Annotated in this window: 17 protein-coding genes; 8 read left to right on the top strand and 9 right to left on the bottom strand. The window is 69.7% G+C overall.

Translation table 11 applies throughout. From position 1 onward, the window contains the following. The first annotated feature begins 122 nt into the window (after positions 1-122). Both dxs and E0500_RS20420 read left to right on the top strand, forming a co-directional pair. Positions 123-2,039, top strand: a complete 1,917-nt coding sequence (dxs, locus tag E0500_RS20415; protein ID WP_131562792.1) for a 1-deoxy-D-xylulose-5-phosphate synthase — start codon at positions 123-125, stop codon at positions 2,037-2,039. 201 nt (positions 2,040-2,240) lie between these two features. Further along, positions 2,241-3,764 carry an amino acid permease gene (locus E0500_RS20420; protein WP_131562794.1) on the top strand — a complete coding sequence of 508 codons (1,524 nt, stop codon included), beginning with the start codon at positions 2,241-2,243 and terminating at the stop codon, positions 3,762-3,764. A 41-nt stretch (positions 3,765-3,805) separates the two neighbouring features. Here the strand turns inward: E0500_RS20420 and E0500_RS20425 are convergent, their stop codons facing one another. From E0500_RS20425 to E0500_RS20445, 5 genes are all read right to left on the bottom strand, one after another. After that, positions 3,806-4,171, bottom strand: a complete 366-nt coding sequence (locus tag E0500_RS20425) for an NTP pyrophosphohydrolase (protein ID WP_131562796.1) — start codon at positions 4,169-4,171, stop codon at positions 3,806-3,808. Between the two features lie 137 nt (positions 4,172-4,308). Beyond that, the gene (locus E0500_RS20430; protein WP_131562798.1) at positions 4,309-6,438 is read right to left on the bottom strand and encodes a 3-hydroxyacyl-CoA dehydrogenase NAD-binding domain-containing protein; all 2,130 of its coding nucleotides are present in this window, start codon (positions 6,436-6,438) and stop codon (positions 4,309-4,311) included. Further along, complete coding sequence (locus E0500_RS20435; protein ID WP_131562800.1) at positions 6,435-7,652, bottom strand: acetyl-CoA C-acyltransferase; 1,218 nt, start codon at positions 7,650-7,652, stop codon at positions 6,435-6,437. Before E0500_RS20435 ends, E0500_RS20430 begins: the two co-directional genes overlap by 4 nt. A gap of 290 nt (positions 7,653-7,942) precedes the next feature. After that, the gene (locus E0500_RS20440; protein ID WP_131562802.1) at positions 7,943-9,028 is read right to left on the bottom strand and encodes a LacI family DNA-binding transcriptional regulator; all 1,086 of its coding nucleotides are present in this window, start codon (positions 9,026-9,028) and stop codon (positions 7,943-7,945) included. Then, on the bottom strand, positions 9,025-11,535 hold the full coding sequence (locus E0500_RS20445; protein WP_131562804.1) for a glycoside hydrolase family 2 protein: 2,511 nt from the start codon (positions 11,533-11,535) through the stop codon (positions 9,025-9,027). Before E0500_RS20445 ends, E0500_RS20440 begins: the two co-directional genes overlap by 4 nt. A gap of 161 nt (positions 11,536-11,696) precedes the next feature. Between E0500_RS20445 and E0500_RS20450 the strand changes: the two genes are divergently transcribed. Genes E0500_RS20450 through E0500_RS20460 form a run of 3 tightly spaced genes read left to right on the top strand, consistent with a single transcriptional unit; the run spans position 11,697 to position 14,871 of the window. Next, the gene (locus E0500_RS20450; RefSeq protein ID WP_131562806.1) at positions 11,697-13,013 is read left to right on the top strand and encodes an ABC transporter substrate-binding protein; all 1,317 of its coding nucleotides are present in this window, start codon (positions 11,697-11,699) and stop codon (positions 13,011-13,013) included. Continuing rightward, positions 13,013-14,020, top strand: a complete 1,008-nt coding sequence (locus tag E0500_RS20455) for a carbohydrate ABC transporter permease (RefSeq protein ID WP_131562808.1) — start codon at positions 13,013-13,015, stop codon at positions 14,018-14,020. Before E0500_RS20450 ends, E0500_RS20455 begins: the two co-directional genes overlap by 1 nt. After that, complete coding sequence (locus E0500_RS20460) at positions 14,017-14,871, top strand: carbohydrate ABC transporter permease (protein WP_131562810.1); 855 nt, start codon at positions 14,017-14,019, stop codon at positions 14,869-14,871. Before E0500_RS20455 ends, E0500_RS20460 begins: the two co-directional genes overlap by 4 nt. A gap of 105 nt (positions 14,872-14,976) precedes the next feature. On the opposite strand, the gene E0500_RS20465 is transcribed toward E0500_RS20460, so the two are convergent. From E0500_RS20465 to E0500_RS20475, 3 genes are all read right to left on the bottom strand, one after another. Further along, on the bottom strand, positions 14,977-16,269 hold the full coding sequence (locus E0500_RS20465; RefSeq protein ID WP_131562812.1) for a ribonuclease D: 1,293 nt from the start codon (positions 16,267-16,269) through the stop codon (positions 14,977-14,979). A gap of 234 nt (positions 16,270-16,503) precedes the next feature. After that, positions 16,504-17,166 carry a response regulator transcription factor gene (locus E0500_RS20470; protein WP_150206749.1) on the bottom strand — a complete coding sequence of 221 codons (663 nt, stop codon included), beginning with the start codon at positions 17,164-17,166 and terminating at the stop codon, positions 16,504-16,506. Positions 17,167-17,641: 475 nt separating this feature from the next. Beyond that, positions 17,642-18,316: a DUF3000 domain-containing protein gene (locus tag E0500_RS20475; protein WP_131566520.1), complete on the bottom strand. Its 675-nt coding sequence runs from the start codon at positions 18,314-18,316 to the stop codon at positions 17,642-17,644. Between the two features lie 204 nt (positions 18,317-18,520). On the opposite strand from E0500_RS20475, the gene hemE reads away from it, so the two are divergent. Both hemE and E0500_RS20485 read left to right on the top strand, forming a co-directional pair. Then, the gene (gene hemE / locus E0500_RS20480; protein ID WP_181587070.1) at positions 18,521-19,609 is read left to right on the top strand and encodes a uroporphyrinogen decarboxylase; all 1,089 of its coding nucleotides are present in this window, start codon (positions 18,521-18,523) and stop codon (positions 19,607-19,609) included. A 363-nt stretch (positions 19,610-19,972) separates the two neighbouring features. Further along, positions 19,973-20,221 (top strand): hypothetical protein, encoded by a 249-nt coding sequence (locus tag E0500_RS20485; RefSeq protein ID WP_258572867.1) that lies wholly within the window; start codon positions 19,973-19,975, stop codon positions 20,219-20,221. A gap of 181 nt (positions 20,222-20,402) precedes the next feature. Here the strand turns inward: E0500_RS20485 and E0500_RS43940 are convergent, their stop codons facing one another. Beyond that, positions 20,403-20,525, bottom strand: coding sequence for a hypothetical protein (locus E0500_RS43940; protein ID WP_258572869.1), 123 nt, complete (start codon positions 20,523-20,525; stop codon positions 20,403-20,405). Between the two features lie 129 nt (positions 20,526-20,654). Between E0500_RS43940 and E0500_RS20490 the strand changes: the two genes are divergently transcribed. Then, the gene (locus E0500_RS20490; RefSeq protein WP_131566523.1) at positions 20,655-21,683 is read left to right on the top strand and encodes a GlxA family transcriptional regulator; all 1,029 of its coding nucleotides are present in this window, start codon (positions 20,655-20,657) and stop codon (positions 21,681-21,683) included. Positions 21,684-21,685 lie beyond the last annotated feature (2 nt).

Genomic DNA, 21,685 nt, shown 5'->3' on the forward strand with positions numbered 1-21,685 from the left:
CAGGATGGTCTACGTCCGATCGCGTGAGAAGGACGCGCGGGCCGGGCGTCGCCCGTACGGGCGGAACATTAGACTCGACGAACCCGGTAACGCTCGAACAGCACTATTGCAAGGAGGCACGGGTGCCGCTGCTGACCCGCATCAGGGGACCGCGCGATCTGGACCGGCTCAGCCTGGAGCAGTTGGACCAGCTGGCAGAGGAGATCCGGACCTTCCTCGTCGAGGCGGTATCCAAGACCGGCGGCCACCTCGGCCCCAACCTGGGCGTGGTCGAGCTCACCATCGCCCTGCACCGCGTCTTCGAATCCCCGAACGACAAGGTGCTCTGGGACACAGGCCACCAGTCATATGTGCACAAACTGCTCACCGGTCGTCAGGACTTCTCGAAGCTGAAGATGAAGGGCGGTCTGTCGGGCTACCCGTCGCAGGCCGAGTCCGAGCACGACATCATCGAGAACTCGCACGCGTCCACGGTCCTCGGCTGGGCCGACGGCCTCGCGAAGGCCAACCAGCTCCGTAAACGGGGCGACCACGTGGTAGCCGTCATCGGTGACGGCGCCCTCACCGGCGGCATGGCCTGGGAGGCGCTCAACAACATCGCGGACGCCAAGGACCGCCCGCTGGTCATCGTCGTCAACGACAACGAGCGTTCGTACGCCCCCACGATCGGCGGCCTCGCCAACCACCTCGCCACGCTGCGCACGACGGAAGGGTACGAGCGTTTCCTCGCCCGGACGAAGGAAGTGCTCGAACGCACCCCGGTGGTGGGCAAGCCGCTCTTCGACACGCTGCACGGCGCCAAGAAGGGGTTCAAGGACTTCATCGCTCCGCAGGGCATGTTCGAGGACCTGGGGCTGAAGTACGTGGGTCCGATCGACGGGCACGACATCGAGGCCCTGGAGTCCGCGCTCGCGCGTGCCAAGCGGTTCGGCGGCCCCGTCATCGTGCACTGCCTCACCGAGAAGGGCCGCGGCTACCAGCCCGCCCTCCTGGACGAGGCGGACCGCTTCCACGCCGTCGGCAAGATCCACCCCGACACGGGTCTGCCGATCGCCTCCTCCGGCGCCGACTGGACGTCCGTCTTCGGCGAGGAGATGGTCAAGCTCGGCATGGAGCGCAAGGACATCGTCGCCATCACGGCCGCCATGCTGCAGCCGGTCGGTCTGGAGAAGTTCGCCAAGGCGTTCCCCGAGCGGGTCTTCGACGTCGGTATCGCCGAGCAGCACGGTGCCGTGTCGGCCGCCGGTCTGGCCACGGGTGGGCTGCACCCCGTCTTCGCCGTGTACGCCACCTTCCTCAACCGCGCCTTCGACCAGGTGCTGATGGACGTGGCCCTGCACAAGTGCGGTGTCACCTTCGTGCTCGACCGCGCCGGCATCACCGGCACGGACGGCGCCTCCCACAACGGCATGTGGGACATGTCGATCCTCCAGGTCGTACCGGGGCTGCGGCTCGCCGCGCCGCGCGACGCCGACCAGGTACGCGCCCAGCTCCGCGAGGCCGTCGAGGTCAAGGACGCCCCGACCGTGGTCCGCTTCTCCAAGGGGGCCGTCGGTCCCGCCGTACCCGCCGTGGGCCGGATCGGCGGCATGGACGTGCTGCGCGAGCCGGGCACCGACACGCCGGATGTGCTGCTGGTGTCGGTGGGCGCCCTCGCGCCGATGTGCCTGGAGATCGCCGACCTGCTCGACAAGCAGGGCATCTCCACGACCGTGGTCGACCCGCGCTGGGTCAAGCCCGTCGACGAGGCCATGGCACCGCTCGCCGAGCAGCACCGCGTGGTCGTCACCGTCGAGGACAACTCCCGTGTCGGCGGCGTCGGTTCGGCCGTCGCCCAGGCCCTGCGCGACGCCGGTGTGGATGTCCCGCTGCGCGACTTCGGCATTCCGCCGCGCTTCCTCGACCATGCGTCCCGCGCCGAGGTCATGGCGGAGATCGGCCTCACCGCGCCGGACATCGCGCGCCAGGTCACCGGGCTGGTCTCCAAGCTGGACGGCCGGTTCGACCAGGTGGACTCGGTGGAGCCCGCTCGCGACTGACCCGCGCTCCGGGTCGGCTCCGAGCCCGGCCCGAGGCAACCTGCTGGGCTGGAAATCGACCGAATGGGCCGGTTTCACCAACCTTTACGGTGGCGAAACCGGCCCATTCGCGTGAATTTCCCCATGTCGGGGCATACGCCCTACACCCCCTCTCGATCATGTCGGGGACGACACAGTGTGGGAGGTACGCCCGTGACGCCCGTGAGCAGCACCCTCTTCAGGACGAAAAAGATCGAACAGTCCCTCAGGGACACCGAGGAACCGGAGCGTGCGCTCAGGAAGTCCCTGTCCGCCCTGGATCTCACCGTCTTCGGCGTCGGCGTCATCATCGGCACCGGCATCTTCGTCCTCACCGGCACGGTCGCCAAGAACAACGCGGGGCCCGCGGTGGCCCTGGCGTTCGTCGTGGCCGGGGTCGTCTGCGCGCTCGCCGCGCTCTGTTACGCCGAGTTCGCGTCCTCGGTCCCGGTCGCCGGGTCCGCGTACACCTTCTCGTACGCCACGCTCGGTGAGCTGCCCGCCTGGATCATCGGCTGGGACCTGGTGCTGGAGCTCGCGCTCGGCACAGCGGTGGTCGCCGTCGGCTGGTCCGGCTACGTCCGCTCACTGCTGGACAACGCGGGCTGGCATGTGCCCGAGGAGCTGGCCGGCCGGGAAGGCGCCCACGGCTTCGGCTTCGACATCCTCGCCGCCCTGCTCGTCCTCGTCCTCACCGGCATCCTCGTCCTCGGGATGAAGCTCTCGGCGCGGCTCACCTCGCTCGTCGTCGCCGTCAAGGTGATCGTCGTCCTCGTCGTCATCATCGCGGGCGCGTTCTTCATCAAGACCGCCAACTACCACCCGTTCATCCCGAAGGCGCAGCCCGTGGAGGCGGGCGGGGATCTCCATGCCCCGCTGATCCAGCTGATGTTCGGCTGGGCGCCCTCCAACTTCGGTGTGATGGGCATCTTCACGGCCGCGTCCGTCGTCTTCTTCGCCTTCATCGGCTTCGACATCGTGGCCACGGCCGCCGAGGAGACCAGGAATCCGCAGCGGGACATGCCGCGCGGCATCCTCGGCTCACTGTTCATCTGCACCGCGCTCTATGTGGCGGTGTCGATCGTGGTGACCGGCATGGAGCACTACACGAAGCTCTCCGTGGACGCCCCGCTCGCCGACGCGTTCAAGTCCACCGGGCACCCGTGGTACGCGGGCTTCATCAGCTTCGGCGCCGCCGTCGGTCTGACCACCGTCTGCATGATCCTGCTGCTCGGCCAGAGCCGGGTGTTCTTCGCGATGAGCCGTGACGGGCTGCTGCCGCGCTTCTTCTCGCAGGTCCACCCCAAGTACAAGACACCGCACCGGCCGACCATCCTGCTCGGCGTGATCATCGCGATCGTCGCGGGCTTCACGAGCCTCGGCGAACTCGCCGAACTGGTCAACATCGGCACGCTGTTCGCCTTCGTCGTCGTGGCGGTCAGCGTCCTCATCCTCCGCAGGACCCGCCCCGACCTGCACCGTGCCTTCCGCACGCCGTGGGTGCCCGTCATCCCGGTCCTGTCCGTCCTCGCCTCGCTGTGGCTGATGCTCAATCTGCCGGCCGAGACGTGGATCCGTTTCGGCGCCTGGATGCTCCTCGGCTTCGTCGTGTACTTCCTGTACAGCCGCACACACAGCCGTCTCGCGCAGCACGAGGAGACCCCGCCGGGCGAGGTGACCACGCCACCGAACTGCGACGCCCAGTGATCAACCGGCGGTGGTGCGTCACCGAGCGACTGCCGGCCGGCTCAGGACGGGCCGTGCACCGTGCGCGGCCCGGCGACGGCCGCGCCCAACTCGCCGACCAGGCGCCGCAGTTCGCGGTCGGCCGTGACGACGAGACGGGGCCGGTCGGGGGCCTCGGCGACGAGTTCGACGATCCGGTCGTCACCGCTTCCGGGCGCCTGGTCGACCCGTACACCGGGGACGGACTCCACACCGCGCGCCGCCCCCTCGACGACCAGGACGAGCTCCACGGGTTCGGCCTGTCCGGGCATCCCGTCCCGGGCGAGCCGGTCACGCAGTCGTTCCGCCGCGCCGCGTCGGTCGCGCCACCAGCCGTCGGGGACGGAGCCGATGACGTTGGCGGCGTCGATGATCACGAGTGTCGTCATGGTGGTGCCTCCGGGCCAGGTCCTGTCGGCCCAGGGCCCTGTCGTGCGTCATGGGGCGGTCGACGCCGCCGGTCACCCGCGACTGTACGGCGGAAGGGCCCCCGCCGGAGCGGGGGCCCTCTGCACACGACTGGGGGTTACGCGGGAACCGACGCGACTCCGGGCTCCAGGAACTTCTTGCCGTTCACGCGGTCGCTGACGCCCTCGCGGTCCAGGTACGGCGTGATGCCGCCCAGGTGGAAGGGCCAGCCGGCACCCGTGATGAGGCACAGGTCGATGTCCTGGGCCTCGGCGACCACGCCCTCGTCGAGCATGAGGCCGATCTCCTGGGCGACCGTGTCCAGGACCCGCGCCCGCACCTGCTCCTCGGTCAGGACGGTGTCGCCCTGCTTCAGCAGCGCGGCGACCTCCGGGTCGAGCTCGGGCTTCCCGCTGTCGTACACGTAGAAGCCGCGCTTGCCCGCCTCCACGACCGCCTTGAGGTTCGGGGAGACCTTGAAGCGGTCCGGGAAGGCGCCGTTCAGCGTCTCGGAGACGTGCAGACCGATGGCGGGGCCCACCAGCTCCAGCAGCACCAGCGGCGACATCGGCAGACCCAGCGGCTCGACCGCCTTCTCGGCGACCTCGACCGGAGTGCCCTCGTCGATGACGTTCTGGATCTCGCCCATGAAGCGGGTGAGGATGCGGTTCACCACGAACGCGGGGGCGTCCTTCACCAGGACCGCCGTCTTCTTCAGCTTCTTGGCGACGGCGAACGCCGTGGCCAGCGAGGCGTCGTCGGTCTTCTCACCGCGGACGATCTCCAGCAGCGGCAGCACCGCGACCGGGTTGAAGAAGTGGAAGCCGACGACCCGCTCGGGGTTCTTGAGCTTCGACGCCATCTCCGACACCGACAGCGAGGACGTGTTCGTCGCCAGGATCGCGTGCGCCGGGGCGACCGCCTCGACCTCCGCGAACACCTGCTGCTTGACGCCGATCTCCTCGAACACGGCCTCGATGACGAAGTCCGCGTCGGCGAAGCCCTCGGCCTTGTCCAGGACTCCCGTCACCAGGGCCTTCAGACGGTTCGCCTTGTCCTGGTTGATACGGCCCTTGCCGAGCAGCTTCTCGATCTCCGCGTGGACGTAGCCCACACCCTTGTCGACGCGCTCCTGGTCGATGTCGGTCAGTACGACCGGCACCTCCAGGCGGCGCAGGAAGAGCAGCGCCAGCTGTGAGGCCATCAGGCCCGCGCCGACGACACCGACCTTGGTGACGGGGCGGGCCAGGTTCTTGTCGGGCGCCCCGGCCGGACGCTTGCCGCGCTTCTGCACCAGGTTGAACGCGTAGATACCGGCGCGCAGTTCGCCGCCCATGATCAGGTCGGCGAGGGCGACGTCCTCGGCGTCGTACCCCTGCTGGAGGTCGCCGTTCCTGGCGGCGGCGATGATGTCCAGCGCGCGGTACGCGGCCGGGGCGGCGCCGTGCACCTTGCTGTCGGCGATGAAGCGGCCCTTGGCGACGGCCTGGTCCCAGGCCTCACCGCGGTCGATGACCGGACGCTCGACCGCGATGTCGCCCTTGAGGACGTTCGCCGTCCAGAGAAGCGACTGCTCAAGGAAGTCCGCGCCCTCGAAGATCGCGTCGGCGATGCCGAGGTCGAAGACCTGCTGGCCCTTCAGCTGCTTGTTCTGGTTCAGGCTGTTCTCGATGATCACCGAGACGGCCTTGTCGGCGCCGATCAGGTTCGGCAGCAGGGTGCAGCCGCCCCAGCCGGGGACCAGGCCGAGGAAGACCTCGGGGAGCGAGAAGGCCGGGAGCGCCTTCGAGACGGTCCGGTACGTGCAGTGCAGACCGACCTCGACGCCACCGCCCATCGCGGCACCGTTGTAGTACGCGAAGGTCGGGACCGCGAGCGCGGACAGGCGCTTGAAGACCTCGTGGCCGCCCTTGCCGATGGCGAGCGCGTGGTCGTGCTGCTTCAGCAGCTCGACGCCCTTGAGGTCGGCGCCGACCGCGAAGATGAACGGCTTGCCGGTGATGCCGGCGCCGACGATCTCGCCGTCGGCCGCTTCCTTCTCCACCTGGTCGATCGCGGTGTTGAGGTTCGCGAGCGAGGCCGGGCCGAAGGTGGTCGGCTTGGTGTGGTCGAGGCCGTTGTCCAGCGTGATGAGCGCGAAGCGCCCGGCGCCGAACGGCAGGTCGAGGTGGCGTACGTGCGCGGACGTCACGACCTCGTCGGGGAACAGCTCGGCCGCACCCTTCAGAAGCTCAGCGGTGGTGCTCATTTGTCCCCCTCGAAGTGCGGGTTCTCCCAGATGACCGTCGCGCCCATGCCGAAGCCGACGCACATGGTGGTCAGGCCGTAGCGGACGTTCGGCTGCTCCTCGAACTGGCGGGCCAGCTGCGTCATCAGCCGGACCCCGGAGGAGGCCAGCGGGTGACCGAAGGCGATGGCGCCGCCGTACTGGTTGACGCGCTCGTCGTCGTCCGCGATGCCGTAGTGGTCGAGGAAGGCCAGGACCTGGACGGCGAAGGCCTCGTTGATCTCGAAGAGGTTGATGTCCTCGATCGACAGCCCGGCCTTGGCGAGGGCCTTCTCGGTCGCCGGGATCGGGCCGTAGCCCATGACCTCCGGCTCGACGCCCGCGAAGGCGTAGGAGACGAGGCGCATCTTCACCGGCAGGTCGTTCTCGCGGGCGAAGTCCTCGGAGGCGATGATCGAGGCGGTGGCGCCGTCGTTCAGACCGGCCGCGTTACCGGCGGTGACCCGGCCGTGGACGCGGAACGGCGTCTTGAGGTTCGCCAGGTTCTCCAGGGTGGTGCCCGGACGCATCGGCTCGTCGGCGGTGACCAGGCCCCAGCCGGTCTCACCGGCATCGGGCGTCGTACGACGCACCGAGATCGGCACCAGGTCCTGCTGGATCCTGCCGTTGGCGTAGGCCTTGGCGGCCTTCTCCTGCGAGCGCACGGCGTACTCGTCGGCGCGCAGCTTGGTGATGTGCGGGAAGCGGTCGTGCAGGTTCTCGGCGGTCATGCCCATGAACAGTGCCGACTCGTCGACCAGCTTCTCGCTGACGAACCGCGGGTTGGGGTCCACGCCCTCGCCCATCGGGTGACGCCCCATGTGCTCGACACCGCCGGCGATGACGGCGTCGTACGCGCCGAAGGCGATGGAGCCGGCCGTGGTCGTCACGGCGGTCAGCGCGCCCGCGCACATCCGGTCGATCGAGAAGCCGGGCACGGACTGCGGCAGCCCGGCGAGGATGCCGGCGGTACGGCCGATGGTCAGGCCCTGGTCACCGATCTGCGTGGTCGCGGCGATGGCGACATCGTCGACCTTCTCCGGGGCGAGACCGGGGTTGCGACGCAGCAGCTCCCGGATCGCCTTCACGACGAGGTCGTCGGCGCGGGTCTCGTGGTAGATGCCCTTCGGGCCCGCCTTGCCGAACGGGGTACGGACGCCGTCGACGAAGACGACGTCCCTGACGGTACGAGGCACGATGGCTCTCCTCCAGGGTGCGGGGTGGCACTGCTGCGACGCGCAAGCGCTGAGCGCGCGCTCAGGACCCATGCTACTTGTGGGTAACCATGCTGCCCAGTCCTCTAGGCCGTAGCGGTGTAGGTCACACGAGTTTTTGTACTCCGCGACGATGACCGTGCCCCTTCAGGGGCGCGCGGCTGTGTCGATACGCGGCTCCGCCGCGATGGGGGTTCCCCCGCTCGAGCGCAGCCGAGAGTGGGGGAGCGACAAGCCACAGGCTCCCCGCATTTTTCAAACGGCAGCCATCCTCACCCGGCATCCCGAGCGGAGCGGGACGGCGGCGCCGTCGAACCACGTGGTGTCAGCACAGGCGTCGGAACGGGATGCGACCCCGCCCCCGCCCCCTCACCCTCGCCCGTGATCACCCCGAACAGCGTCCGCGCCACCTCCGCCCCGAACCCGTGCACGTCATGACTCATCGCGGACAACGTCGGACGCGTCAGCCGGCACAGCTGGGAGTCGTCCCAGGCCAGCAGCGAAACATCGTCCGGCACCGACAGCCCCATCTCCGCCGCCACCGACAACCCCGCCACCGCCATGATGTCGTTGTCGTACACGATGGCCGTGGGCCGGTCCCCGCCGGAGGCACTGAGCAGCGACCGCGTCGCCCGCGCCCCCGCCTCCCCCGAGAAGTCGGTCGACACCTGAAACGCCCCGGCCAGCGCCAGCGCCCTCGCGGCCTCGTCGAACGCGGCCGTACGGAGGGACGTGTGCCCGAGCGTCGCCGCACCCCCCACCCGGGCGATCCGCCGGTGCCCGAGCGCCGCCAGGTACCGTACGGCCTCCGTCACGGCGGTGGTGTCGTCGGTCCACACGGAGGTGAGGCCGCCGGTCAGGGAGGGGTGCCCGACCGCGACCACCGGCATCCCGAGACGTCGCACCGCGGCCACCCGCGGATCATCCGCGCGGAAGTCGACGAGGATCGATCCGCTGACCTGCTTCCCCCGCCACCACGCGTCCTGGAGCCCCACCTCCTCCTCCAGATTCCGCACCAGACGCAGGAGCAGCGAGCAGGACCGCTCGGTCAGCACGCTCTCCACTCCGGCGATGAACTCCATGTAGAACGGTTCGAGGCCCAGCAGTTTCGCCGGACGGCAGATCGCCAGCCCCACGACGTCCACCCGCCGGCCGGCCAGCGACCGGGCGGTCAGGTTCGGCGCCCAGCCCAGCTCGCGGGCCGCCGTGAAGATACGGTCCCGGGTGGCCTCGGACAGCCCCGGCTTGTGGTTGAAGGCGAGCGACACCGCTCCCTTGGACACCCCGGCCCGCGCGGCGACCTCCTTTATCGTGACCCGGGGTGCCGGAGGCGTCGGCGGTGTTGGCGGTGTTGTCATCGGGTCGGCTCCACGCAGTACAGGGCGGACCGGACGGCGTCCGCACCGGAGCCGTCGTCCGGAGCCTGCCAGCCGCGTACGCCCATGGTGACCCGTTCGCCGGGCAGCAGGGTGACCAGCCCGGTGTCGGTCCGTGCCGCGGGGGCCAGGCGGTCGGCCTGGAGCAGCAGGTCCCGGACGAGCGTGCGGGCCGTCACCGTCACTGTGCCCGGTGCCACGGTGACGTCGAACTCCGGCCGGGGGTAGGGGACTTCGCGGTCCGGTACGGGGAAGTGCAGGGCGCGCAGCCTGTCCGTGCCCGTGCCCGTGCCCGTGCCCGTGTCTGCGCCGGCGCCGGCGTCTGCGTCGGCGACCAGGAACTCTTTCGGGCCGGTGGGCACCAGTTCGCGCGGCACGCGGACGTCCGCGACCGTCCGTGCGGCGGCCGTAAGAGCCAGGTCCACCGCGCCCACCACCACGCCGTCCACGGACATCCGCCGCAGCCGGAGCGAGCACGACCAGTCCTCGCCCGCCTGGTTCACGGCGGCCAGCACCAGCTCGCCGTCCCGTGGCTGAAGCGTGAGCAGTCGGTCCGCGTACAGCCTGCGCAGCTCGTGGTAGAGCGGCTTGGGCCGTCCGTCGCCGTCGATCGCGGCCCAGGAGGTCACCGGCCAGCAGTCGTTGAGCTGCCACACGACCGTGCCCGCGCAGACGGGCCAGTGCGACCGCCAGTGCTCGATCCCGGCGGCGACGGCCCGGGCCTGGTTGACCTGCATGAGGTAGTGCCAGCGGTCGAAGTCGCCCTCGGGGACCGCGAAATGGCGGGTGAGCCCCCGCTCCAGCTTGCCGTTGCCGTCGTCCGCCTTCTGGTGGTGCAGCATGCCGGGGGAGTCCGGAGCGAGCTCCTCGCCGGGCAGGGCTCGTCGTAGCGTCGCGTAGGCGGGCGGTGCCTGCCAGCCGAACTCGGCCACGAAACGCGGGACATGGAGCCGGTAGTCCGCGTAGTCGTCCCGGTTCCACACGTCCCACGAGTGGTGCGTGCCGTGCGCCGGGTCGTTCGGGTGGTGGTCCCAGCACCCGGACCAGGGGCTGCCCGCCGTGTACGGCCGGGTCGGGTCCAACTCGGCGACGACACGCGGAAGTACGCCCAGGTAGTACCCCTCGCCCCAGGACTCCCCGGCGAGCCGCTCCTCCCAGCCCCAGTCCCGGAAGCCCCACAGGTTCTCGTTGTTGCCGTTCCACAGCACCAGCGACGGGTGCGGCATCAGCCGTACGACGTTCTCGCGCGCCTCGGCCTCCACCTCGCCCCGCAGCGGCTGCTCCTCGGGGTAGGCCGCGCACGCGAACGGGAAGTCCTGCCAGACGAGCAGTCCCAGTTCGTCGCAAGCGTCGTAGAAGTCCTCGCTCTCGTAGATGCCGCCGCCCCAGACCCGGACGAGGTCCACGCCCGCTTCGGCCGCCCGGGCGAGCCGCTCGCGGTAGCGCTCGCGGGTGATCCGGGACGGGAACACGTCGTCCGGGATCCAGTTGACCCCGCGTGCGAACAGCCGTGTCCCGTTGACGACGAGCGTGAAGCCGGTGCCGTGCTCGTCCGCGCTCCGGTCCAGCTCCACGCTCCGGAAGCCGATGCGGCGCCGCCACAAGTCGAGCGGCGTGCCGTCGTGGGCGAGGGTCAACTCGACGTCGTACAGCGGCTGTTCCCCGTATCCCCGGGGCCACCACAGCGCTGCGTCCGGCACCTCGAGCCGTACGGTCCCGCTGGTCCCGTCGACCGCCGCGCTCACCTGTACGGCACCGATCCGGGCCTGAAGGGTGAGGTCCGCCTCGACCCGGGTGCGTTCGACGTCGACGGCCAACTCGACGCGGCCCACGCCGTCTTCGACGCTCACCAGTGGGCGCACCCGTGCGATCCGGGCCGTCGACCAGTGCTCCAGACGCACCGGCCGCCAGATTCCGGCCGTGACGAGGGTCGGTCCCCAGTCCCAGCCGAAGGAGCAGGCCATCTTGCGGAGGAACGGGAAGGGCTCCGGATAGGCGTTCGGCCGGTCCCCGAGCCGGTCCCGCACCGCCTCCGCCTCCGTGTACGCGGAGGCGAAGCGCACCGCCAGCCGGCCGCTCATACCGGTCACGTCGAAGCGGTACGAGCGGTGCATGTTCCTTACCCGGCCCAGGAGCCGGCCGTCCAGGACGATCTCGGCGGCCGTGTCGAGGCCCTCGAAGACGAGATCGGTCTGCTCGTGCCCGGAAGAACCGGAAGAACCGGAAGCACCGGAAGAACCGGAAGCACCGGAAGAACCGGAAGCACCGGAAGAAGCCGTCGAGCCGGAGGCGGCCGGCAGCTCCGTCTCGTACACCCACTCCCTCCGCCCCACCCACGCCACCTCGGTCTCGTTCCGCCCGAGGAAAGGGTCCGGGATCACGCCCGCCGCCAGCAGGTCGGTGTGCACACAGCCCGGTACGGCGGCGGGCAGCACGCGGCCGTCGTACCGCAGGCTCCATCCCTCGGTGAGCGGTGTCGCGTCCAGCATGCGCACTCCCTAAACCGGTCCAGTCAAGCGCCCGAGAACGATGCCCGAAATGTTTCGGAACCCTTGGCGAAATAGGGACTTTACCGGTTCAGTACGGGCTGTCAGAGTGCCGAACCAGCCAACCCATTCGTGCTCATCCGTCCCGAACGGAGCTGGTGCACATGAACCATCGCAGGAGCCTCATCGGAACACTGCTGGCCGCCGCGCTCATGGCCGCGGGCTGCACCGGCAGCGGCGGCACGTCGAAGGGCGCGGACGCCAAGGCACCTGACGACCCGTCGAAGGTGTCCGGAACCATCAAGGTCCTCACCCACCGGACCGACATCGTGCAGGACGGCACGATGGAGAAGTACGCCGATGAATTCAACAAGACCTATCCGAAGGTCAAGGTGGAGTTCGAGGCCATCACCGGCTACGAGGCCGAGGTCAAGATCCGTATGAACACGGAGAACTACGGCGACGTCCTCATGATCCCGGCCGTCATCAAGAAGAACGACTACCCCAGGTTCTTCGCATCGCTGGGTACCGAGGCCGAGCGCGGCGAGAAGTACCGCTTCACCGACTTCACCGCGGTCGACGGCAAGGTCTACGGGCAGACCACCAACGGCGTGATGCCCGGCTTCGTCTACAACAAGAAGGTCTGGCGGGAGGCCGGGGTCACCGACTGGCCCACCACTCCGGCCGAGTTCCTCACCGCGCTGAAGGCCATCAAGTCGAAGACGGACGCGGTCCCGTACTACACGAACTTCAAGGACATGTGGCCGCTGACCTCGTGGACGTATGTCAACGGCTCGGTGCACTGCGACACGCAGGCCACCACCAAGCTGACCGAGGGCGACCCCTGGGCCGAGGGCGCCGACCTCCGCATCGGTGACCGGCTCCTGTACGACATCGTGAACCAGGGCCTGATCGAGAAGGACCCGGCGACCACCAACTGGGAGGCGTCCAAGCCCCGGCTCGCGAAGGGCGAGATCGGCACGATGTGGCTCGGCACATGGGCGGTCATCCAGTTCCGGCAGGCCGCCGAGAAGGCCGGCGCCGACCCCGACGACATCGGGTTCATGCCCTTCCCCGCCCAGGTGGACGGAGGGTTCTGCGCGACCGCCGCCCCCGACTACAACCAGGCGGTGAACGTCCACTCCCCGCACAAGGAGGCCGCCCGCGCCTGGATCGACTGGTTCACGGAGAAGTCCACGTACGTGACCGACAACCTGGCCATGTCCCCGCTCAAGGACGCTCCGCTGCCCGACGTGCTGAAGGCGTACGAGGACGCCGGCGTGAAGGTCATCGAGGTCGACGACAGCGAGGGCGCACTGGTCAAGGAGATCGACAACGCCTCGGAGGTCGGCATCTACGCGCCCGACTACCGCCAGGACCTGGTCGACCTCGCCCGCGGCGCGAAGGACGGCGACGTCGACGACTTCCTCGCCGACCTCGGCAAGCGCTGGACCGAGGCGGAAGAGTCCCTGGGGTCCTGATGACGCACACCAGGGAGACGCACACCACGGAGACGGAGAAAGCGGCGCGGCCGAAGGCCGCCGCGCCGTCACCGGCCGCCGCGCCGTCACCGGCCGCCGCGCCGTCACCGGCCGCCGGGACGTCCCGTCCTCCGCGGAAGGTACGGGTATGGCGGCGAGTGACCCCCTGGCTCTTCCTGGCCGCGCCGCTCGCGCTGCTGATCACCTTCACCTACGTGCCGGTCGCCAACATGGTGGCGTACAGCTTCACCGACTGGGACGGCGTCAGCCCCGAACTGCACTACACCGGCGTCGAGAACTACGTCGACATCTTCACCAGGGCGGATCTCTTCCAGGTCTTCCTGGTCAGCGGCTACTACCTCGCCGCCTCGGCGGTCCAGATCGGCCTCGCGCTCTACTTCGCCACGATCCTCAGCTTCAACGTCCGCTTCCGGAACTTCTTCAAGGGTGTGCTCTTCTTCCCGTACCTGATCAACGGGGTGGCGATCGGCTTCGTCTTCCTCTACTTCTTCCAGGACGGCGGCACACTGGACTCGGTGCTGAGCCTGTTCGGCCACGACCCGGACCGCGCCTGGCTGTCCACGTCGACGTCGGCGAACATATCGCTCGCGGGCGTGTCGGTCTGGCGCTACATGGGCCTGAACTTCGTGCTGTTCCTGGGCGCGATCCAGTCGATTCCCGGCGAGCTGTACGAGGCCGCCGAGCTGGACGGCGCGAACCGCTGGCAGCAGTTCCGGTACATCATCGCGCCCGGCATCCGCCCGGTGATCGGACTGACCGTCATCCTCTCGATCTCCGGCTCGCTGGCGGTCTTCGAGATCCCGTACATCATGACCGGCGGCGCGACCGGCACCGAGACCTTCGTGATCCAGACGGTGAAGCTGGCCTTCCAGTTCAACAAGACGGGGCTGGCGTCGGCCGCCGCGGTCGTCCTGTTGCTGATCATCCTGGCGGTGACCTGGGTGCAGCGCCGACTGGTCCCCGACGACAAGGTGGATCTCGTATGACGCTCATGGCCCCGACGCCCGCGGTCCGCAGGGGAGTCGCCCGAACGCTCACGTATCTGTCGCTGGTCGTGGCGAGCGTGGTGGTACTGCTGCCGCTCGCGGTCGTCTTCCTGACGTCGCTCAAGACCTCGCAGGAGATGGCGGACGACAGCGGAGCTCTCAGCCTGCCCGGCGACCTGCTGAACCTGCACAACTACGTGACGGCGTTCCAGGACGGCAGGATGCTCATGGCCATCGGCAACACGGCCTTCATCCTGCTCTTCGCCATCACGGGCACGGTGATCATCGGTTCGATGGCGGCGTACGCGATCGACCGCTTCACCTTCCGTTTCCGGAAGCTCGTCGTCGCGCTGTTCCTGTTCGCGACCCTGGTTCCCGGTGTGACCACCCAGGTGGCGACCTTCCAGATCGTCAACAGCTTCGGCATGTTCGACAGCCGCTGGGCGCCGATCATGCTGTACACGGGCACCGACATCGTGTCGATCTACATCTTCCTGCAGTTCGTACGGTCGATCCCGATCTCACTCGACGAGTCGGCCCGCCTGGACGGTGCCAACGCCTTCACCATCTACCGGAAGATCATCTTCCCGCTGCTGAAGCCGGCGATCGCCACGGTGGTGATCGTGAAGGGGATCGCCGTATACAACGATTTCTACATCCCCTTCCTTTATATGCCGTCCAAGGATCTTGGCGTGATCTCGACGTCCCTGTTCCGCTTCAAGGGCCCCTTCGACGCGCACTGGGAGGTCATCTCGGCCGGAGCGGTCCTCGTGATCCTGCCGACGCTGATCGTGTTCCTGTTCCTGCAGCGGTACATCTACAACGGGTTCATGAGGGGGGCGACGAGGTAGGGGGCCTGCGCCCCCGAGTGGGGCCGCAGGCCCCCAAAAGGGGCGCGCGAGCAACCACAGACGACCCGCAGCCGCCGTACGAAACGAAAGAACGCCCTGCGGTGATCAGGCACCCTTCGCCTCTGACAACGCACTCACCAGTACGGGCGTAACCTGCTCAACCTGCCAGGGCCGCGCTCCGTACCCGGCAAGCGCGGCCGCAACCGTCTCGGCATCCACAGAGCCCGGCGGCTCCCAGCACACTCTCCGCACGGTGTCCGGAGTGATCAGGTTCTCCTGCGGCATGTTCAGCTGCTCGGCCAGCGCCGACACCGCGGCGCGCGCCGCGGACAGCCGCGCCGCGGCCGCCGGGTCCTTGTCGGCCCAGGCACGCGGCGGCGGAGGCCCGGTCACCGGCTGCCCCGGCTGCGGCAGCCGGGCATCCGGCAGAGCCTTCGCACGGTCGACCGCGGCCTGCCACTGCTCCAGCTGACGTCGGCCCATCCGGTGCCCGAAGCCGTTGAGCGAGGCGAGCGCCTGCACGTTGGCCGGCAGGCCCAGCGCGGCCTCGACGATGGCCGCGTCACTGAGCACCTTGCCCGGCGAGACGTCCCGGCGCTGCGCGATGCGGTCGCGGGACTCCCACAGCTCCCGTACGACGGCCATCTGGCGTCGCCGCCGCACCTTGTGCATCCCGGACGTACGGCGCCAGGGGTCCTTGCGGGGCTCCGCCGGCGGCGCGGACGCGATCGCGTCGAACTCCTGCTGGGCCCACTCCAGCTTCCCCTGCCGGTCGAGCTCCTTCTCCAGGGCGTCCCGCAGGTCGACCAGGAGCTCGACGTCGAGCGCCGCGTACCGCAGCCATGGCTCGGGGAGCGGGCGAGTGGACCAGTCGACGGCGGAGTGCCCCTTCTCCAGGACGTAGCCGAGGACACCCTCGACCATCGCGCCGAGGCCGACCCGGGGGAAGCCGGCGAGGCGCCCGGCGAGTTCGGTGTCGAAGATCCGCGTGGGAACCATGCCTATCTCACGGAGGCAGGGCAGGTCCTGGGTGGCCGCGTGCAGCACCCACTCCACGCCGGAGATCGCCTCGCCGAGGCCCGACAGATCGGGGCAGGCGACGGGATCGATCAGCGCGGTGCCCGCGCCCTCACGGCGCAGTTGGACGAGATAGGCGCGCTGGCCGTACCGGTACCCGGACGCGCGTTCGGCGTCCACGGCGACGGGACCGGAGCCGGCGGCGAACGCGGCGATCGTCCTGGCGAGCGAGGTGTCGTCGGCGATCACGGATGGAATGCCGTCCCGAGGCTCCAGCAAAGGAATCGGCGCCCCCGTCGCAGAAGATCCGCCGTCGTCCGGAGGGGCGCCTCCGGTGGTTCGCAGTGAGCTGTCTGCTGCGGTCTTTTGGGCGTCGGTCACCTGTCAAGGGTATCTGTGTATGCACAACGCCCGCCGACGGAACGTTCCGTCGGCGGGCGTTCGATGGTCGTAATCCAGTCACACGGCACACGCGCCACATGTGTGTCAGTGAATGCGTCCGGTGCGCGGTCCGTCGCACCCGGTACACGGGACCGATCGGTATCCGTGTCCGGGACCGGCGCGGGGCCGTCGGTCCCGGACACGGGGCACCGGTCGTCGGTCACCGTCCCGTGGTCAGTGGATGATCCCGGTGCGCAGGGCCACCGCCACCATCCCGGCGCGGTCGCCCGTGCCGAGCTTGCGGGCGATGCGGGCGAGGTGGCTCTTGACGGTGAGTGCCGACAGGCCCATCGAGACGCCGATGGCCTTGTTGGACTGGCCTTCGGCGACCAGGCGCAGCACCTCGACCTCACGGCCCGACAGCTCGCGGTAGCCACCCGGGTGACTCGGGGCACCCGGGGGGCGGCGGTGCATACGGGCCGCCGCGGAGCCGATGGGGGCGGCGCCGGGGCGGGTGGGGAGGCCGATGTTCGTCCGCGTACCGGTGACGACGTAGCCCTTCACACCGCCGGCCAGGGCGTTGCGGACGGCGCCGATGTCGTCGGCGGCGGAGAGGGCGAGGCCGTTTGGCCAGCCCGCGGCGCGGGTTTCGGACAGGAGGGTGAGGCCGGAGCCGTCCGGCAGGTGGACGTCGGCGACGCAGATGTCTCGGGGGTTGCCGACGCGGGGACGGGCCTCCGCGATGGACGAGGCCTCGATGACATCGCGGACACCGAGCGCCCAGAGGTGACGGGTGACGGTGGAGCGGACGCGGGGGTCGGCCACGACCACCATCGCGGTGGGTTTGTTCGGGCGGTAGGCGACCAGGCTTGCGGGCTGCTCTAGGAGAACGGACACCAGGCCTCCTGGGGTGCGGGACGGGGCCGGCTCGTGGGGGGTGAAGCCGGGACGAACCGTGCTTTCAAGGTCACAGACGTCTTCGGCACCCGACGCATGCTCCTTTAGGGAATGATCACGATTTGGTGAGTAACAATCCGTACAATTCGGACACGCCTTCGATCATTCGAAGATCGAACGGGTTCGCTCTGCGTCGATACCGGTCCGAAAGTGGCCGTATCGACAAAGAGGCAGTGGCGAAAGGGTGATGTGCGGGGCAGGGATGCATGATCACGCCGAAAGCGCCGTGGAAGATGCCGAGGGAGCTCCAGGTGAACGAGGAAGCTCCTGCTGAACGGGGCCCTGCCGAACCGAGGGCGCCCGGTGGACGAGGCCCTGGCCGCCGAGGGCGGGCGCCCCCGGCGACCGTGTGCGATCTCCGGATTGGTGCGGCGGGACCAGGCCTGACGTGCCCTGACGTCAGACACGTCAGGGTCTAGCGAGGCTGCGGTCCCCGGCGCTGGGGCAGGGTGACCACGGACGCCTCGCCCGGGACCGCCGGTGGCAGGCCGGCCACCTGGCAGAGCAGGTCGCACCAGGAGGCGAGGTGGGAAGCGGTGTCGGGGACGCCCCCGAGGCCCTCACGGGGCGTCCAGGAGGCGCGGATCTCGATCTGGCAGGCGGCGGGGCGGGCACTGAGGCCGCCGAAGTAGTGGGAGCTCGCCCGTGTGACGGTGCCGCTCGGTTCGCCGTACGACAGGCCCCGGGCCTGGAGCGCCCCCGTCAGCCACGACCAGCACACGTCGGGCAGCAGCGGGTCGGCGGCCATCTCCGGCTCCAACTCGGCGCGGATCAGGGTGACCAGACGGAACGAGCCCTGCCAGGCCTCGTGTCCCGCCGGGTCGTGGAGGAGGATGAGGCGACCGTCGGCCAGATCCTCGTCGCCGTCGAGGACCGCCGCCTCCAGCGCGTACGCGTACGGGGCGAGCCGCTGCGGCGCGCGCGTGGGCTCGATCTCGATCTCCGGCCGCGGTGTCGCGGCCCCCAGCGCGTCGACGGCCGTCCGGAAGGGCAGCGGAGCCGTCTCCGTCTCCATCGCTTCCCGGTTCCCCTCCGTCGCGTCGTCCATTCCGCCAGCGCCGTCCGACAGTCGTCCCTGAGCCGCAGCCATGCGGGGAAGATTAAGGGGAACGGAGCCCGAGCGCAGGGAGAGACACCCGTGCACCGGGTCACGGTCGCATCGCGCTGAGCGAAAGTGGCGCCCCGTTTCAGGCCTTCGCACGCCTCCGCGCGTCCCCATCGGCTGCCTCGCGGGGGCCCGGAGACGGCCCCACCCGGCGTCGGGGGCGGCACGGGGCGTGCGAGACTTTCCGTCGTGAGTGCCATCGCCGGCCCCTCGGGCCACCAGCCGACCGCTACGACCGCCCAGCGTGACGCGGTCCAGGATTCAGCCTTCCTCAAGGCGTGCAGGCGCGAGCCCGTGCCGCACACGCCGGTGTGGTTCATGCGTCAGGCCGGCCGGTCCCTCCCCGAGTACCGGAAGGTGCGTGAGGGCATCCCGATGCTGGAGTCCTGCATGCGCCCGGAGCTGGTCACGGAGATCACGCTCCAGCCGGTTCGGCGGCACAACGTGGACGCGGCGATCTACTTCAGCGACATCGTGGTCCCGCTCAAGGCCATCGGTATCGACCTCGACATCAAGCCCGGCGTCGGCCCGGTCGTGCAGAACCCGATCCGCACCCGCGCCGACCTCGCCCAGCTGCGCGACCTGACCCCGGAGGACGTCCACTACGTCACCGAGGCCATCGGGCTGCTCACCGCCGAGCTCGGTGAGACCCCGCTCATCGGTTTCGCGGGCGCACCCTTCACCCTCGCGAGCTACCTCGTCGAAGGCGGCCCGTCCCGCACGTACGAGAACGCCAAGGCGATCATGTACGGCGACCCGCAACTGTGGGCCGACCTGCTCGACCGGCTCGCCGAGATCACCTCGACCTTCCTGAAGGTGCAGATCGAGGCGGGCGCCAGCGCCGTCCAGCTCTTCGACTCGTGGGCGGGCGCCCTCGCACCCGCCGACTACCGCCGCTCGGTCATGCCCGCGTCCGCCAAGGTCTTCGAGGCGGTCGCGCCGTACGGTGTGCCGCGCATCCACTTCGGTGTCGGCACCGGCGAGTTGCTCGGCCTCATGGGCGAGGCCGGCGCGGACGTCGTCGGCGTCGACTGGCGCGTCCCGCTCGACGAGGCGGCCCGCCGCGTCGGTCCCGGCAAGGCGCTCCAGGGCAACCTCGACCCCACGGTCCTCTTCGCCACCCGGGAGGCGGTGGAGACCAAGACCCGCGAGGTACTCGACGCGGCTGCCGGTCTTGAGGGCCATATCTTCAACCTGGGCCACGGCGTCATGCCCTCCACGGACCCCGACGCCCTGACCCGGCTCGTCGACTACGTCCACACGCGGTCCGCGCGCTAGGCCCGACAGGGCCTGGTTCCCGTATCTCGCGGGTGCCGGGATCGCCGCCTCCGCGGTGGCCCGGGTCTCGTGGTCGGTTCGGATGCCGCATGCGAACTCCCGGGCGTAGACGCCCTCGTCGATGGCGGCGCGCACGCGCGCGGAGATCCGCTCCACATCGCCCTGTTCCGCAGGGGGGTGAGGAGCTCCGGCCCGTTCCCTGGTCGCCGCCGCGGTGCCGAGCAGGCGCGCGGCCCGCTCCGGATCCCCGGCCAGGGAGTGGGCACCCGCCAGGCCCTTCAGCGCCCGGGCGGCCGAACGGTGGTCCTTGGTGGTGACGGCCCCTCCACGAGGCTCTCCCGATGGTGAGCGAGGGCGCGGTCGGTGTCACCGCGCACGGCCGACTACGCCACACAGATCGACGCGGGCGACGACAGGTTCCCCGCCAACGACGCCACCCTTGAAACGCACCTGGGCGCGCTCAAGCACCTCGTCGAGGAGAGCGAGGCGCTCGGCGTCGACGCCGAACTGCCCAAGTACTCCGAGGCACTGATGGAGCGCATCATCGCGCAGGGTCACGCCAGGAACAGCTACGCCAGCGTGGTCAAGGCATACCGCCGCCAGGCCCGGTAACACGACCGGGTTCTCCTGACAAAGAGCCGGTTCTGAAAGCCCCGTCAGAACCGGCCCTTCCCCTGTGCCCGGAAGTTCTCCGGCCCGAAACGCGTTCAGGCCGCTGCGAACAACCCCCACACGACCCGCGGCGACACACTCGCGCCCGGCCAGGTAGTGCCCCGAAGCCGCCGCCCTGCCGTCAGCCGTTCCTGCGGCCGGGCCGGGGCGCCGGCTTCAACCCGTGGCGGATCGCGTTGGCCGCGTCGATGCCGTAGCACACGTCGCGGAAGAAGCGCTTGCAGGCGATGCCCAGTGCGCGCATGTCCGTCCCTACCCCTCTCGGTTCTGTGCGCTGTTGTCTGCCACGATCCCGCGGGGGACCGTCCCGGAACAGTGGCGGCAGTGACACTGTCCGCTAAGATTCCGCCAGCGTCCCGCAGAGGAGCGACGGATGATCCAGCGGCAGCAAGACCCTCCGTACCGCGTCGCCGTGCTGGTGACCGATCAGACCTCGTCCTTCGAGATCGGCATGGTCACAGCGGTCTTCGGCCCGTATCTGAGCGATCTGATCCCCGCGCACTACGAGCTGCGGCTCTGCGCGGAGCGGCCCTCCTCGGTACCCATGGCGGGCGGTGCCGTCCTGACCACGCGGTACGGGCTACGGCAGCTGCGCCTGGCCCACACGGTCATCGTGCCCAGCAGCGCCGATCCAGAGGTACCGCCGTCCGGCGCGCTCATCGCAGAGCTGCGGGCGGCGCACCGCGCCGGTGCGCGCATCGTCTCGACGTGCATGGGTGCCTTCACGCTGGCGGCGGCCGGGCTGCTCGACGGCCGGCCGGCCACCACCCACTGGCGCTGGGCCGATCTGCTGCGCTCCCGCCACCCACGGGTCGAGGTGGATCCGAATCCCCTGTACGTCGACGACGAGGATGTCCTGACCGGTGCGGGCAGTGCCGCCACTCTGGACCTGTGTCTGCACCTGGTACGCAAGGACTTCGGGACGGAGCTGGCCAATGCGGTGGCGCGTCGTCTGGTGATCCAGCCGCACAGGGACGGCGGCCAGGCCCAGTACATCAAGGCGCCGGTGTCGGTGCCGTCCGAGAACCACGGGATCTCGCGCAGCATGGCATGGGCCTTGGAGCACCTGAGCGAGCCGGTCACGGTGGCTGCGCTCGCCCGGGAGGCGCTGATGTCCGAGCGCAGCTATCTGCGCCACTTCGCCAAGGCCACGGGGACGTCACCGATCCGCTGGCTGATCTCGCAGCGGGTACGGGCGAGCCTGCCGTTGCTGGAGAACTCGCATGCCTCGGTGGAGGAGATCGCGACGGCCGTGGGCTTCGAGTCGCCGGTGACCTACCGGCACCACTTCTCCAGGACCATGCGTACATCGCCGTCGGCCTACCGACGGGGATTCCGTACCGTGCAAGAGGCCCGAGAGGCCAGAGAGGCCGCTGACGGCGCGGACCAGGATCACATGTGACG

The organism is Streptomyces sp. KM273126 (assembly GCF_004337435.2).
Lineage (GTDB): Bacteria > Actinomycetota > Actinomycetes > Streptomycetales > Streptomycetaceae > Streptomyces > Streptomyces acidicola.

Bases quoted from the DNA above. Each gene is read 5' to 3' on its own strand.
- E0500_RS43940 (WP_258572869.1), bottom strand. From the start codon at position 20,525: ATGCGCGCACTGGGCATCGCCTGCAAGCGCTTCTTCCGCGACGTGTGC.
- E0500_RS20475 (WP_131566520.1), bottom strand. From the start codon at position 18,316: ATGGCTGCGGCTCAGGGACGACTGTCGGACGGCGCTGGCGGAATGGAC.
- E0500_RS20440 (WP_131562802.1), bottom strand. From the start codon at position 9,028: ATGACAACACCGCCAACACCGCCGACGCCTCCGGCACCCCGGGTCACG.
- E0500_RS20490 (WP_131566523.1), top strand. From the start codon at position 20,655: ATGATCCAGCGGCAGCAAGACCCTCCGTACCGCGTCGCCGTGCTGGTG.
- E0500_RS20455 (WP_131562808.1), top strand. From the start codon at position 13,013: ATGACGCACACCAGGGAGACGCACACCACGGAGACGGAGAAAGCGGCG.
- E0500_RS20425 (WP_131562796.1), bottom strand. From the start codon at position 4,171: ATGACGACACTCGTGATCATCGACGCCGCCAACGTCATCGGCTCCGTC.
- E0500_RS20430 (WP_131562798.1), bottom strand. From the start codon at position 6,438: ATGAGCACCACCGCTGAGCTTCTGAAGGGTGCGGCCGAGCTGTTCCCC.
- E0500_RS20460 (WP_131562810.1), top strand. From the start codon at position 14,017: ATGACGCTCATGGCCCCGACGCCCGCGGTCCGCAGGGGAGTCGCCCGA.
- E0500_RS20445 (WP_131562804.1), bottom strand. From the start codon at position 11,535: ATGCTGGACGCGACACCGCTCACCGAGGGATGGAGCCTGCGGTACGAC.
- E0500_RS20450 (WP_131562806.1), top strand. From the start codon at position 11,697: ATGAACCATCGCAGGAGCCTCATCGGAACACTGCTGGCCGCCGCGCTC.